Source organism: Candidatus Krumholzibacteriia bacterium (assembly GCA_035649275.1).
GTDB lineage: Bacteria > Krumholzibacteriota > Krumholzibacteriia.
This window is the reverse complement of sequence record DASRJW010000049.1, coordinates 60,685-74,327: the sequence shown is the minus strand read 5'-3', so window position 1 is coordinate 74,327 and position 13,643 is coordinate 60,685. Positions and strand designations below refer to the sequence as shown.

Sequence of the window (13,643 nt, the reverse complement as noted above, 5' to 3'; positions counted from 1 at the left end):
GAGCAGCGGTGTCGTGCTCGGTGTGCAGTGCGCCCGCATCGTCGCCGCCGTCTTGGCCCTCGCCGGCTGCGGCGCGGCCGCGGTGGCCCGGGCGCCGTTCCTGCTCGGGGCGAGCCTCGGCCTCGCCGTCCTCGCCACGGCGTCGTGGCTCGCGCCGAGGCGCTGCACGAGCGGCATGGTGAGCGTCGGTGGCACCACGCTCTTCGCCCTTGCTGCGGGCCTGCACCAACCGCTCTTCCTCCTCCTCCTCGTCCTCCTCGTGGGCGCCACACGCATCTATTACCGGCGACGTTTCTCCCTCGCTTATCCGTCGCTCGTTCCGGCACCGCGCGCCGAGAGCCACTAGGTGCGATCCCGCGCCACGCTCGCCGCGGCGGCGAGCCCGGCCACGGCGCTGATGCCCCGGGTGACGAGATCTTGGACCCAGAAGAGTCGGCGGCGCGGATCGACCTTGTCGAGCACGGCGCTCGGTGGATCGATGACATAGACGCCGTAGCGCCGGAGTGCGAGGGGCCGTGGAGGTGCGGGCGGTCCGGGCGGGCACATGGCGAAGCCGAGGCGATAGCCGGCCGCGCCGGCGGCGGCGATGACGCGTTCGTCGCAGCGACCGAACGGGTAGCTGACCGTGCGCACGCCGACACCGAGAGCGTCCTCCAACTGCTGGCGCGAGCCCGCCAGTTCTTGCTGCAGGGCGGCGTCCGTGAGCCGGCGGAGATCGCGATGCTGGGCGGAGTGCGACCCGAACTCGACGCCCGCGGCGGCGAGAGCACGCAGGCTGGGCCAGTCGAGGTGCGGGCGGCGCCGTCCCGGGAGCGGCAGATCCCAGCGCGCCCGCTGGCCGACGAAGTCACTGATGACGAAGAGGAGCACCGGGTGGCGCCGCACTTGCAGCTCGGGCCAGGCGTGCTCGGCGAAGCTCGCGAAGGCGTCGTCGAAGGTGAGGAGCACTTCGCTCGCGGCGCCTCCCTCCGAGGCGGCACGACGGGGTGCGGACTCGGTAGCAGCGTGGGCAGCGATCACTGCCTCGAGGCGGGCGGCGAACGTGTCCGTGTCGATGCCGCGGACACCGGCGCCGCGCAAGGCGTCGAGATGGGCGGCGAATTGGCGGCGGGTACACCAGGTGCCGCCGAGTTCGGGAGTTCCCACCTTGTGATAGGCGAGCACGGCGGGCAGACCCGGCGGGGGCGGGCCCAGGTAGCGACGCCAGCCGAGATGGGCGGAAGCGCCGAGGAGTGCTGCGGCCGCAGCGGCCGTCCCGGCAGCGAGGGCCGGGTCCAAGTCAGCGGCTCCCGGTGTGCCCGAAGCCGCCGTCGGCACGCTCGGTGCGGGAAAGATCCCGCAACTCCAGGGCCGGATGGTGCACGCGCACGAAGACGAGCTGGGCGATGCGTTCGCCCCGCACGATGTGGAAGGTTTCGCTGCCGAAGTTGAAGAGCACGACCATCACCTCGCCACGGTAATCACTGTCGATGGTGCCGGGGCTGTTGAGAACACCGAGGTGATGCTTGACGGCGAGACCGCTCCGCGGCCGCACCTGCGCTTCGAAACCCGCCGGGATCTCCAGACGCAGCCCGGTGGGCACGAGCGCCAGCCGTCCCGGTTCGAGCGCCAGCGGCGCGGACACCGCGGCGCGCAGGTCGTAGCCCGAGGCTCCGGCGCTCCAGCGCTGCAGTCCCGGCAAATCCGCCGCGTGCGCCAGCACCTCGACCCCGACGGCAGGCATCGCCGCGCCGACGACACCCGGTACCACCGTGCCGTCGATAGCCGGTACCACCGTGCCGCTCGCGCGCGCCGTCTCCGGGCGCTCGCTTCTTCGCTCATGGCGTGGTTCGCTCATCGGCGCACGTTCTCCTCGACGAAGCGGATGGCCGTGTCGACCGGTGTCCCCGGAGTGAACACCGCTTGGATGCCGAGCTCGCGGCAGTAGGCCAGATCCTCGTCAGGGATGATGCCGCCGGCGAAGACGAGGATGTCGCCGCCTCCCTGCTCGCGCAATCGCCGCATGATCTCGGCGAAGAGCTCGCGGTGCGCTCCTGAAAGAATGGACAGCCCCACCGCCGCCACGTCCTCCTGGATGGCGGCATTCACGATGGCATCCGGGGTCTGGCGAATGCCGGTGTAGATGACCTCCATGCCTGCCTCCTGAAAAGCCCGAGCGATGTATTTGGCGCCACGGTCGTGGCCGTCCAACCCCGGTTTGGCGATGAGCACGCGGATCGGCTGGTCGCGTTTCTTCGCTGCCCCCATCGTTTCGGCTCCCCTGCTGCGGTCATCGCCAGACGGCAATCTCGGCTCCGGTGGCCTTGGTGGCGCCGCTGTGGCGCCTTCCCCCTCAGATGGTCACATCGGCGCGATGCTCGCCGAAGACGCTGCGCAGCTCGTCGCTGATCTCCCCCAGCGTCGCGCCCTTCTCCACCGCGTCGACGATGGGTGGCATGAGGTTTTCCGTTCCCGCGGCGGCGCGCCGCACCGCCTCCAGTGACGCTTTCGCCGCGGCACCGTCGCGCCGGGCGCGGAAGGCCTGCAGCCGTTTCACTTGGGCGCGCTCCAGGGCCGGATCGACGCGCAGGATGGGAATCCGCGCCGGGCTCTCCTCGCGAAAGCGGTTCACTCCGACCACGACGCGCGTCTCTGCTTCGATCTGCCGCTGCAGGGTGTAAGCGGCCTCCTGGATCTCCCGCTGCACGAAGCCGCGCTCGATGGCCTTCACCATGCCGCCCATGGCCTCGACGCGCTCGAGCAACTGCTGCGCTTCCTTCTCGATCTGATGGGTCAGGCTCTCGATGGCGTACGAGCCGCCGAGAGGATCCACGGTCTGGGCGACGCCGGACTCGTAGGCCAGGATCTGCTGCGTCCGCAGCGCGATGCGCGCCGCGTCCTCGGTGGGCAGCGCCAGCGCCTCGTCCATGCCGTTGGTATGCAGGCTCTGCGCCCCACCCAGTACCGCCGCCAGCGCCTGCACGGTGACGCGGACGACGTTGTTCTCCGGCTGCTGCGCCGTGAGCGAAGCTCCCGAGGTCTGGGCATGGAAGCGCAGCTGGCAGGATTCCGGCCGGCGGGCGCCGAAGCGCTGGCGCATGAGCCGGGCCCACAGGCGGCGGGCGGCGCGAAACTTGGCGACCTCCTCGAGCAGGTCGTTGTGGGCGTTGAAGAAGAAGCTGAGTCGCCCGGCGAAGTGGTCCACGTCCTGTCCGGCGTCGAGGGCCGCTTGCACGTAGGCGATGCCGTCGGCCAGGGTGAAGGCCACTTCTTGCGCCGCGGTCGAACCAGCCTCGCGGATGTGATAGCCGGAGATGCTGATCGGGTTCCATTCGGGGACTTCGTGGGCGCAGAAGGCGAACATGTCGGTCACCAGGCGCATCGACTGCGCCGGCGGATAGATGTACGTGCCCCGGGCGATGTACTCCTTGAGGATGTCGTTCTGTACCGTGCCGCGCAGCGCCGTCCACGGCACCCCGCGCCGCCGCGCCACCACCAGCACCATGCCGAGGAGGATCGAAGCGGTGGCGTTGATGGTCATGGAGGTGGAGACGCGCTCCAGCGGGATGCCCTCGAGGAGCGTTTCCATGTCCTCCAGGGTGGCGATGGCGACGCCCACCTTCCCCACCTCGCCGCGCGCCAGGACGTGGTCCGAGTCGTAGCCGATCTGGGTGCACAGGTCGAAGGCGACGGAAAGTCCGGTCTGCCCGCGCTCGAGGAGATAGCGATAACGACGGTTCGATTCCGCCGCGGTGCCGAAGCCGGCGTATTGCCGCATCGTCCACAAGCGGCCCCGGTACATCGTCGGGTAGACGCCGCGCGTGTAGGGGAAGGCACCGGGATAACCGAGGTCGGCCTCGGGATCGAGTCCGGCGACATCGGCCGGCGTGTACAGGCGTTCGACGGGGACGCCGGAGCTGGTGGTGAAGGGCTCGTCGCGTTCGGGAGAGCGTTCCAGGAAGGGCTGCAGCACTTCCCGTTCCCATGCCTCCCTGCCGGCCGCGGCGCTTCCGGGCCGGGCGCTGCGTTCGCGGGCTCGATCCGTGGGCATGAGCGCTCCCTCGGGGTGGGGGAGCCGGAGTCTAGCGCAAGGACGCGACCGCTGCCTCGGCCCACTCCATGATCTGCGTCAGTCCCGGCAGGCGACCGATGCCGGGCCCGACGCCGAGCCAGAGCGTCAGCAGCACGCAGGTCACGATGGCGAGGCGAGGACCCCAGTGGCCGGCTTCGGCGAGGCGCGGCTCCGGCGGTTTCTCCACCGCGGGCGTCGCCGCCATGGCCCCGGGCCCCTCGAAAGCGTGGGTGCGGGACAGCAAACCTTCCAGCACCCCGGAGACGGGCTCGCGCTCCGGCTTCATGTACATGGCGACGACGACGCGCAAGTAGTAGTACACCGAGACGAGGGTGTTGAGGACGGCAATGACGACGAGACTCGTCAGATGCGCGTCGAGGGCGGCGCGGAAGAGGGCGTACTTGCCGAAGAACCCCGCCGTGGGTGGCAAGCCCCCGAGGGCGATCATGAACAACGCCATGGCGAGGCTGAGCCCGGGATGGCGCTGCGCCACGCCGCTCCAGTCCCGATCGAAGCGCAGGTCGCCCTCGGCGCGCCGCCCGAGCAGGGTGACCACGGTGAAGGCCCCGATGTTCATGGCGGCATAGGCCAAGAGATAGTAGAGCACCGCCGACGCCCCTTGCTCCGAGCCGAGCGTCGCCACCGCGGCCAAGCCGACCAGCATGTAGCCCGCGTGCGCCACCGAGGAAAACGCCAGCATGCGCTTGATGTTGTCCTGCGTGAGGGCCGACATGTTGCCCACCGTCATGGTCAAGGCGGCGAACCACCAGAGGATGCTGCCGAGGGGCAAGGTGGTGTGCAAGGCGCCGCCGAGCAGCGTGCGCGTCAAGGCGCCGAAGGCGGCCACCTTCACCGCCGCGGCCATGAACATGGTGACCGGCGTCGGCGCGCCCTCGTAGACGTCGGGAACCCACATGTGGAAGGGCACCACACCCACCTTGAAGAGGAAGCCGACGACGACGAGGAGCGCCCCGAGATGGAAGAGCGGCGTTTCGGCGGCCCGGGCGATTTCCGCCAGCTGGGTGCTGCCGGTCGCCCCCCAGACGAGGGCGACACCATAGAGGAACACCGAGGAGGCGAAGGAACCGAGGACGAAGTACTTGAGGGCCGCCTCGTTCGATTTGATTTGCTGGCGCAGAAAGCCGCAGAGAACGTAGGCCGGGAAGGAGAGCAGCTCGAGGCCGAGGAACATGGTGATGAGATCGGCGCTTGCAACCAGGACCAGCATGCCGGCGGTGGAGAAGAGCAGCAGGAGGTGGAACTCGGCGCGGTCGATGCCGGCGCGGGCGTTGTAGCTCTGGGCACCGAGGAGCGAGAGCGCCGCGCAGCCCAGGATGGCGACCTGCAGGAACACGGCGAAGCGATCGAGCCGGAGAGCGCCGGCCAGGGCGGCCTCGGCGCCGGGGAGCGGCACGTTCCAGTGCGAGACCGCGAGCGCCATGGCGACGGCGAGCCCGAGGAGCGTCGGCCCGGTCCACGACGGCGGCTTCAGGAAGAGATCCCCCACCATGACGACGAGCGCCGTGCCGACCACCGCCAGAATGGGCGCGACCAGCTGCCAGGCTTCGGGATGCCAGGCGAACTCGAAGCTCATGGCGAGCCCTCCTGCCGCGGCGCCGGAGCGGCGGCGCTCGCCTCCGGAGCGAGATTCGAAGTCGCGCTCGACACGCCGAGTGGCTCCGCAGAGCTCGCGCCGAGCGCCGGCGTGTTCGCTCCAGGCGAAGGCGTGGTCTCGGTGAGGCGTTCGTCGAGCTGCACCTGGCGCACGAGCCGATCGACGGAGGCGTGCATGCGCTGCAGGAACGGACGCGGATACACGCCCATGACGACGATGAGGATGAGGAGCGGGGCAAAGGTGAGGATCTCCCGCGGCGATAGATCGGGCAGCTTGCGGTTCTCCTCGTGGCGCACCGGACCGAAGAGCACACGCTCCACCATCCACAGCATGTAGATGGCACCGAGAACCACGCCCGTGCTGGCCACGATGGTGAGCAGGCGATGCTGGTGGAAGGCGCCGAGGAGGATGAGGAACTCGCCGACGAAGCCGTTCAGGCCGGGCAAGCCGATGGAGGACAAGGTGACGAAGATCAGCACCGTGGCGTAGACCGGCATGCTGCGCGCCAGGCCGCCGAAATCGGCGATGGCGCGGGAGTGGCGGCGCTCGTAGAGCACGCCCACCAGGAGGAAGAGCGCTCCCGTGGACAGGCCGTGGTTGAGCATCTGGTAGATGCCGCCCTCCAACCCTTGGCTGCGGGCGCTCAAGATGCCGAGCATGACGAATCCCAGGTGGCTCACCGAGGAATATGCCACGAGCTTCTTCATGTCCGGCTGCACCATGGCCACCATCGCGCCGTAGACGATGCCGACGACGGCGACGAGCATGAGGAGCGGCGTCGCGACGTCGAGCCCGTGCGGGAAGAGCGGCATGGCGAAGCGCAGGAAGCCGTAGCCTCCCATCTTCAACAGGATCCCGGCCAGGATGACCGAGCCCGCCGTGGGCGCCTCGACGTGCGCGTCGGGCAGCCAGGTGTGCAGTGGCCACAGTGGCACCTTGATGGCGAAGGCCAGGGCGAAGGCGGCGAAGTACCACACCTGGTGGCTCGGATCGATGTGCGCCGCGATCAGGGTCTGGAGGTCGAAGCTGTAGTAGCCCACCTGGTTGGCGTGCTGCACCACGAGGGAGAGGATCGCCACCAGCATGAGCAGCGACCCGGCCAGGGTGAAGAGGACGAACTTGATCGCCGCGTATAGACGCCGCTCGTGTCCCCAGATGCCGATGAGGAAGTACATGGGCACCAAGGACACTTCCCAGAAGATGTAGAAGAGAAAGAGGTCGAGGCTCAAGAAGACGCCCTGCATTCCCGTCTGCAGCAGCAAGAGGAGGACGTGGAACTCGCGCACCCGGGTCGTGATCCCCGCCCACGAGCCGAGGACGGCGACGGGCCCGAGGAGCGCCGTGAGCAGCACCAGCCACAAGCTGATGCCGTCCACCCCCAGGTGGTATTCGATGCCCCAGCGCGCGATCCAGGGGTGGCGCTCGACGAACTGGAAGGCGCCGTCGCCACCGAACTGCGGCAGGAGCCAGAGCGACAGCACCAGATCCGCGAGCATTCCGGCCAAGGCCACGGAGCGGATCGCCCGGGTGGCGGTGCGCGGCAGGACGAGCACGCCCAGCGCGGCCACCAGGGGGGCGAAGACGATGGCGCTCAGCAACGACACGATCGACCTCCGCGCCTCACAACACGCGCAGCAGGAGTACCAGCACACCCAGGACGACGACGAAAGCGTAGGTCTGCACGTAACCGCTCTGGGCGAAGCGGAAGACGAAGGAGAAGGCCCGGGTCACCCCGCCGAGCAGGTTGATCACCCCATCGATGAGGCGCACGTCCACGAGACGCCAGAGAGCCTCTGAGAGCAACCGGAAGGGTCGCACGATCACCGCGGCGTAGAGCTCGTCGACGAAGTACTTCCCCGCGAGCAGGCGCTGCAGCGGCTGCAGCCGCCCGGCGAGGGCGGCAGCCGTTTGCGGCCGGCGCGCATAGAGCTGGAAGCCGAGCCCGAGACCGAGCAGCGCCGCCGCGAGCGCCACCGCCATGGCTCCCGGCTCGGAGAGCGGCGCCGAGCCGGCGTGCTCCGCCAGCGCCGCGCTGCTCTCGTGCAGGGCCGTTTCTCCTGCCGCAGTGCTCGCCACCGTAGTCGCCCCGTGCTCCGTCGCCGCGCTGCCGGCGACGGCGAAGCTCGGGTGCAGCCAGGTCTCGAGCCGGTTCGACCCACCGAGGGCGTGGGGCACGCCGAGGAAACCGACGAGGAGGCTCCCCATCGCGAGTAGTACTAGCGGCATGGCCATGCTGGGAGGCGCCTCGTGGGCGTGGGCGTAGGTGTGCTGCTCACCGCGGAAGCTGCCCAGGAACACCAGCGACACCAGACGCCACATGTAGAAGGCGGTGCACAGGGCGGCCAGCACCAGCACCGCCCAGAGCACGCTCGGCAGCCAGGGCAAGAGCGGGTTCGGCCGCGACAACGCTTCCCACAGGATGTGGTCCTTGCTGAAGAAACCCGCCAGCGGCGGCAAGCCCGCGAGCGCCAAGGTGGCGATCACGAAGGTCCAGAAGGTGAGCGGCATCTTGCGGCGCAAGCCGCCCATGCGGCGGATGTCCTGCTCGTCGTGGAGAGCGTGGATCACTGCCCCCGAGCCGAGGAACAGGCAAGCCTTGAAGAAGGCATGGGTGAAGACGTGGAAAACACCCGCCCCGTAGGCACCGACGCCGACGCCGACGAACATGTAGCCGAGCTGGCTCACGGTGGAATAGGCGAGCACTTTCTTGAAATCGTTCTGCGCCACCGCGATCGTCGCCGCCAGCAGCGCCGTCGCCGCCCCGATCGCCGCCACGGTCGTACTCGCCACCGGAGCCAGGTCGAAGAGGAAGTGCATGCGCGCCACCATGTAGACGCCGGCGGTCACCATGGTGGCGGCGTGGATGAGGGCGGAGACCGGAGTCGGTCCGGCCATGGCGTCGGGGAGCCAGACGTAGAGCGGGATCTGCGCCGATTTCCCCGCGGCGCCGAGGAAGAGGAGCAGGCAGATCGTCGTGGCGATGGCCGGAGTGAACGCCTCGACATGATTGCGCATGGCGGCGAAGGTGAGGCCTGGAGCCCCGGCGCCCTGCAGGGTCCAGAAGATGAGGAACATGGCGATGAGAACGCCGAAATCGCCGATGCGGTTGACCACGAAAGCTTTCTTGCCCGCCGCCGCCTTGGCGGGGTCCTCGAACCAGAAGCCGATGAGCAAATAGGAGCAGAGCCCGACCCCCTCCCAGCCGACGAAGAGGAGCGGCAGGCTGTCGGCGAGCACCAGCACCAGCATGGCGAACATGAACAGATTGAGATAGGCGAAGTAGCGGACGACGCCACGATCCTCGTGCATGTATCCCGTGGAGTAGACGTGGATCAAAGTGCCGACGCCGGTGACGAAGAGCAACATCAACGACGACAAGGGGTCGATAACGAAGCCGATGTCGAGCTGCAAGGCCCCCGACTCGAGCCAGCGCCAGAGCGTCTGCGACAGCCAGCGTCCCTGCGGCATGAGGCCGCGCAGCTCGGCCCAGGCGAGGAGCGCCAGAGCGAAGGACAGCGCCGGCCCGAGACAGGCCACGACACCCACCAGGCGTCGTGGTGCCGGGTCGGTCCGCCGGCACCAGGCGAGGGCGACCGCACCGCACAGCGCGCTGGTGGCGAGCGGCGCCGCCGGAATGAGCCAGAGCCAAGTGCGTTCCACCCTAGTCCCCCATGGCGTTCATCTGATCCACGTTCACCGAGCGGTGCAGCCGGAAGAGGTTGACGAAGATGGCCAGGCCCACGGCGGCTTCCGCCGCCGCCACCGCCGTCACCAGGAAGACGAAGACGTGGCCATCGAGACGTCCGGTGTAGCGCGAAAACGCCACGAAGGTCAGGTTCACCGCGTTCAGCATGAGCTCCAAGGACATGAACAGGATGAGTCCGTTGCTCCGGGTGAGCACGCCCACGGCGCCGATGAGGAAGAGCAGACCGCTCAAGATCAAGTATTCGTGCAGGCCGACCATCTTCACCTCGCGCGCTTCGCCAGGGCCACCACGGCGACGACGACGGCGAGCAGCAGCACGCCGACGATCTGGAACGGTACGAGATAGCGGGTGAAGAGGATCTCCGCCACCGAGGCGACCCCGCCCCAATCCTTGGACACCGGCGGCGGCACGGCGAGAACGCCGGCGAGGACGCCGAAGGCCTTGGTTGCCAGCGCCACCGCGAGGGCGCCGCAGAGGACGAACTTGCCCCAGCTGGCCGCGGCGGCGCGCGACTCCTCTTCCCGCAGGTTGAGGAGCATGATGACGAAGAGCACCAGCACCATCACCGCCCCGGCGTACACCCACACCTGCACCACGAAGAGGAGCCGGGCGTCGAGGAGCGCGTACATCGCCGCCAGGGCGACGAACACCACCACCAGCGACAAGGCGCTGGAGAGCGGACTGCGCCGCGTCACCATCCACAGGGAGCCGAGCACCGCGAGCGCCCCGAAGGCGTAGAACAGGATTCTCTCCACGCTCCTCCTCGAACGCCCCCCGGCCGGACCGGTGGCTTCAGTCGTGCAGCAGCCGTTCCATGGTGAGGACGAAGTCCTCGCGCTGCGTCCCAGCCAGGTCGAAGAAGCGCCCCGTGTCCATGCGGATCGCGTCCTTGGGGCAAGCTTCGACGCAGAAGCCGCAGAAGATGCAGCGCATGAGATCGATCTCGAAGCGCAGCGGGATCTTCTCCACGCTCGGATCGGGACTCTCCGCCGCTTCGATGTGGATGCAATCCGCCGGGCAGGCGGTGGGGCACATCATGCAGGCGACGCAGCGCGGCGTCCCGTCTTCCTTCTTCGTCAGCCGGTGCAGGCCGCGGAAGCCTTCCGGCAGCGTCCGCACCACTTCCGGGAAGCTGCTCGTCGGCATGTCCTGTTGGTGGAACAGATTGCGCAGCAGGTGCCGGAGCGTGACCCCGAGCCCGCGGACGACTTCGATGAGGTAGACCCGCTGCCAGAAGCCCATGGTGGGACGCACCACCAGGATTTCCGTCGGCCTGAGGCCGAGCCGCTGCAGCAAAGCGGGATCGATGGCCATCAGGAGCCTCCGCCGAGGAGAACGAGGACGATGCCGGTCACCGTGATGTTCACCAGCGCCCAGGGGAGCAGGTGCTTCCAGCCCAGGCGCATGAGTTGGTCGTAACGGAAACTGGGGAGCGTCCAGCGCACCCAGATGAAGGTGAGGGCGACGAGCAGCGTCTTGGCGAGGAAGACGCTGAGCTGCGCCACCGCCGCCACCACCGCAGGAGCCCAGCCGGGAAGCGCGAGGCCAGGAAGCAGGGCGAGACCGGCGGCGCCGGCGAGGGCAGCGCCGGTGAACATCGTGGCCCAGAAGCTGCCTTCGTGGCGGCGGGCGTCGGTGTACTCCCGCCGCAGCCGCTTCGACCAGCGCAGCGCCGCGGGCACGATGACGATTCCCGCCAGAACCAGTCCGCCGAGCATGACCCCGAGCACGGCTCGAGCGTTCTGGCGCAGCGCCTCGGTGCCGAGCCAGGGCACCTGCCAGCCGCCGAGGAAGAGCGTCACCACCAGCCCCGAGGCGACGACGATGTGGATGTACTCGGCCATGAAGAAGAAAGCGAAACGCACCGCCGAGTACTCGGTGTGGTAGCCGGCGACGATCTCCGAGTCGCGCTCGGGCAGGTCGAAGGGGGTACGGTTGGTCTCGGCGAAGGCGGCCACCAGGAAGAGCACGAAGCCGAGGGGCTGCAGCACGATGCCCCAGCGCGGCAGGAAGCCCCAGAGCAACTCGCCCTGCGCCCGCACGATGGTGTTCATGTCCACGCTGCCGTAGATCATGATGGCACCCATGATGGAGAGGCCGAGGGCCACCTCGTAGCTCACCATCTGCGCCGCGGCGCGCAAGCTCCCGAGGGTGCCGAACTTGTTGTTCGAGGCCCAACCCGCCAGCACGATGGAATAGACCATGAGCGCCCCTATCGCCAGCGGCCAGAGCAGGCCGATGTCGAGCTGCAGCCCCTGCAAGGTGATGTCCTCCGCCGGCAGCCGGAGGTCATCGGCGAAGGGCACGATGACGAAGAGCAGCTGGGCGACGACGATGGCGACGAAGGGTCCGAGACGCCAGTAGAGACCGTGCACCCGTGTCGGCACCACGTCTTCCTTGGACAGCAGCTTGAGGACGTCCGCCAGGGTGTGGATGACGCCGCCGAGACGCAAGCCCAGGATGGCGGCCCGGTTCGGACCGGTGCGGTCCTGCATGAAGGCGCTCGCCTTGCGTTCGAACCAGATCATGAGGGGAAGGAAGAGGAGCGGCAGCATCCAGGCGAACAGCAAGCGCCCGGCGATGATGGCGGGATGGGAGTTCCAGTTATCCATGCGTCTCCGCCTCCGCCGCCGGTGCGGGTGGCGCCGCGTACCAGCTGCGCGCGTCCGCTGCTTCTTCGTCGCTCCAGACCGAACGGGGACGCGCCGTCTTGCGCCAGGTGGGGACGAGGCCGTGCGGCGGCACCGCCTCCCAGTCGAGACGGGGCAGCGCACTGCCCGCCGGCAGGAGCTGCTTCCAGATCGCCGGCTGCACCGGGCCCACCGGCTTGCCGGCGGGCCAGAAGTCGCGCCGCAACGCCGCAGCGAGCTCGAGGCCGAGCTCGAAACCCGTGCGCGCCGAGCCGGCGGGGGCGAGGGCGGCTTCGAAGCGCTGCACTCGTCCTTCGAAGTTGGTGAAGCTGCCGGCGTACTCGGCCCAGGTGGCGAGCGGCAGCAGCAAGCCGCCGGCGGCCTGCACCGCCGCCGCGGTGGCGTTGTGGTTGGTGAGTGCGGCAGCGACGAAATCGAAGCGGCCGAAGGCGGCCGCCAGAGTCCCGTCCCAGCCGACGGGATCGTCACCGATCAGGAGGAGGACTTTCGCCTCCGGGGCGCTGCACAAGCGACGCGCGTCGGCGGCGAGACCCAGGGCTTCGGTGGCCCGCGTGTTGGGGTGCGGATCGGCGCGGCGGAGGAGCGCGTCCTCCGGCTGCGGCGGTTCGAGGGAACCCGCGCCCAGGGGGGCGATGGGAAGCACCGCGGTGAACAGATGGTGCAGGACCAGGAGGTCCTCGTTGGCCAGCTTCGGCGACAAGAGCACCGCCACCGCCGGCGCGGCCGCCTGCAGGCGCTCCGCCAGGAGGTCGATGGCGTCGCCCAACACCAGGCTCCGGCCGGCGTGTTCCGCGTCCAGCAGGCGATTCTCGTTCACCCACTGGAATTCGACCCGGCCGCGGTCGCACATCCAGTACGAGTTCACCTCGGGGTTGTGGCGCGGCACCAGGCGCTGCACCTGGTTCCAGTGGTGGTCGATGCGGATGTTGCAGCCCCGGGCGCAGCTCGGACAGAGGGAGTCGGCCTTCTTCAGCCACCAGACCCGGCTCTTGAAGCGGAAATCCTTGCTGAGCAGCGCCCCGACCGGACAGAGGTCCACGACGTTCCCCGAGTAGGGATTCTGCAGCGGCTGCCCGGGGAAGGTGGCGATCTCCGAGTGGCTGCCCCGTTCCTTGACGTAGAGCTCGTCGACGCCGGCCACCTCGGTGCAGAAGCGCACGCAGCGGGTGCAGAGCACGCAACGCTCGCCGTCGAGGAGCACGTGCGGACCCAGGTCGACGACCTTGGCCTTGTGCACCTTGTCGACGTTGCGGCGGGCGTCGTAGAGGCCGTGGGACATGTAGTACTCCTGCAACCGGCACTCCCCGGCCTGATCGCAGATCGGGCAATCGATGGGGTGGTTGAGGAGCAGGAATTCGAGCACCCCCCGGCGGGCCTCCTGCACTACGGCGGAGCGCGTGCGGATCGACATGCCGTCCTTCACCGGGGTGTTGCAGGCGATCTGCAGCTTGGGCACGCCCTCGATCTCCACCAGACACTGCCGGCAGTTGCCGGCGACGCTGAGCGCCGGGTGCCAGCAGAAATGCGGGATGTGCACGCCGGCGCGACCCGCGGCGGCGATGAGGTTCTCGTGCGGGCCGACCTCGATTTCCCGGTCGTCGATGCGGATCTTGGGCATCT

At 68.9% G+C, this 13,643-nt stretch carries 13 protein-coding genes; 1 reads left to right on the top strand and 12 read right to left on the bottom strand.

Going from position 1 to position 13,643, the window contains the following annotated elements:
* Positions 1-346: hypothetical protein (locus VFE28_05185; GenBank protein HZM15374.1), on the top strand; the 346-nt coding region annotated here is incomplete at its 5' end.
* Here VFE28_05185 and VFE28_05180 read toward each other — a convergent pair.
* The 12 genes from VFE28_05180 to VFE28_05125 form a co-directional block, all read right to left on the bottom strand.
* The gene (locus VFE28_05180) at positions 343-1,278 is read right to left on the bottom strand and encodes a polysaccharide deacetylase family protein (GenBank protein ID HZM15373.1); all 936 of its coding nucleotides are present in this window, start codon (positions 1,276-1,278) and stop codon (positions 343-345) included. The genes VFE28_05185 and VFE28_05180 overlap by 4 nt on opposite strands.
* A gap of 1 nt (position 1,279) precedes the next feature.
* Positions 1,280-1,837: a dUTP diphosphatase gene (dut, locus tag VFE28_05175; protein ID HZM15372.1), complete on the bottom strand. Its 558-nt coding sequence runs from the start codon at positions 1,835-1,837 to the stop codon at positions 1,280-1,282.
* On the bottom strand, positions 1,834-2,247 hold the full coding sequence (locus VFE28_05170; protein HZM15371.1) for a cobalamin B12-binding domain-containing protein: 414 nt from the start codon (positions 2,245-2,247) through the stop codon (positions 1,834-1,836). The genes dut and VFE28_05170 overlap by 4 nt, the downstream gene beginning before the upstream one ends.
* 85 nt (positions 2,248-2,332) lie before the next feature.
* Positions 2,333-4,030, bottom strand: coding sequence for a methylmalonyl-CoA mutase family protein (locus VFE28_05165; GenBank protein HZM15370.1), 1,698 nt, complete (start codon positions 4,028-4,030; stop codon positions 2,333-2,335).
* Positions 4,031-4,061: 31 nt separating this feature from the next.
* Entirely contained in the window at positions 4,062-5,645 is a 1,584-nt protein-coding gene (locus VFE28_05160; GenBank protein ID HZM15369.1) for an NADH-quinone oxidoreductase subunit N, read from the bottom strand.
* Positions 5,642-7,270, bottom strand: a complete 1,629-nt coding sequence (locus VFE28_05155; protein ID HZM15368.1) for an NADH-quinone oxidoreductase subunit M — start codon at positions 7,268-7,270, stop codon at positions 5,642-5,644. Before VFE28_05155 ends, VFE28_05160 begins: the two co-directional genes overlap by 4 nt.
* A gap of 16 nt (positions 7,271-7,286) precedes the next feature.
* The gene (gene nuoL, locus VFE28_05150; GenBank protein HZM15367.1) at positions 7,287-9,326 is read right to left on the bottom strand and encodes an NADH-quinone oxidoreductase subunit L; all 2,040 of its coding nucleotides are present in this window, start codon (positions 9,324-9,326) and stop codon (positions 7,287-7,289) included.
* A 1-nt stretch (position 9,327) separates the two neighbouring features.
* Complete coding sequence (gene nuoK, locus VFE28_05145; GenBank protein ID HZM15366.1) at positions 9,328-9,630, bottom strand: NADH-quinone oxidoreductase subunit NuoK; 303 nt, start codon at positions 9,628-9,630, stop codon at positions 9,328-9,330.
* Positions 9,631-9,632: 2 nt separating this feature from the next.
* Positions 9,633-10,127 (bottom strand): NADH-quinone oxidoreductase subunit J, encoded by a 495-nt coding sequence (locus VFE28_05140; GenBank protein HZM15365.1) that lies wholly within the window; start codon positions 10,125-10,127, stop codon positions 9,633-9,635.
* Between the two features lie 37 nt (positions 10,128-10,164).
* Positions 10,165-10,686, bottom strand: coding sequence for an NADH-quinone oxidoreductase subunit I (locus VFE28_05135; protein ID HZM15364.1), 522 nt, complete (start codon positions 10,684-10,686; stop codon positions 10,165-10,167).
* Positions 10,686-11,984 carry a complex I subunit 1 family protein gene (locus tag VFE28_05130; GenBank protein HZM15363.1) on the bottom strand — a complete coding sequence of 433 codons (1,299 nt, stop codon included), beginning with the start codon at positions 11,982-11,984 and terminating at the stop codon, positions 10,686-10,688. The genes VFE28_05135 and VFE28_05130 overlap by 1 nt, the downstream gene beginning before the upstream one ends.
* Positions 11,977-13,641 carry a 2Fe-2S iron-sulfur cluster-binding protein gene (locus tag VFE28_05125; protein ID HZM15362.1) on the bottom strand — a complete coding sequence of 555 codons (1,665 nt, stop codon included), beginning with the start codon at positions 13,639-13,641 and terminating at the stop codon, positions 11,977-11,979. The genes VFE28_05130 and VFE28_05125 overlap by 8 nt, the downstream gene beginning before the upstream one ends.
* Positions 13,642-13,643 lie beyond the last annotated feature (2 nt).

Coding starts and splice junctions, on each gene's coding strand:
- VFE28_05165 (HZM15370.1), bottom strand. CDS start 4,030: ATGCCCACGGATCGAGCCCGCGAACGCAGCGCCCGGCCCGGAAGCGCC.
- VFE28_05135 (HZM15364.1), bottom strand. CDS start 10,686: ATGGCCATCGATCCCGCTTTGCTGCAGCGGCTCGGCCTCAGGCCGACG.
- dut (HZM15372.1), bottom strand. CDS start 1,837: ATGAGCGAACCACGCCATGAGCGAAGAAGCGAGCGCCCGGAGACGGCG.
- VFE28_05125 (HZM15362.1), bottom strand. CDS start 13,641: ATGCCCAAGATCCGCATCGACGACCGGGAAATCGAGGTCGGCCCGCAC.
- VFE28_05170 (HZM15371.1), bottom strand. CDS start 2,247: ATGGGGGCAGCGAAGAAACGCGACCAGCCGATCCGCGTGCTCATCGCC.
- nuoK (HZM15366.1), bottom strand. CDS start 9,630: ATGGTCGGCCTGCACGAATACTTGATCTTGAGCGGTCTGCTCTTCCTC.
- VFE28_05130 (HZM15363.1), bottom strand. CDS start 11,984: ATGGATAACTGGAACTCCCATCCCGCCATCATCGCCGGGCGCTTGCTG.
- VFE28_05160 (HZM15369.1), bottom strand. CDS start 5,645: ATGAGCTTCGAGTTCGCCTGGCATCCCGAAGCCTGGCAGCTGGTCGCG.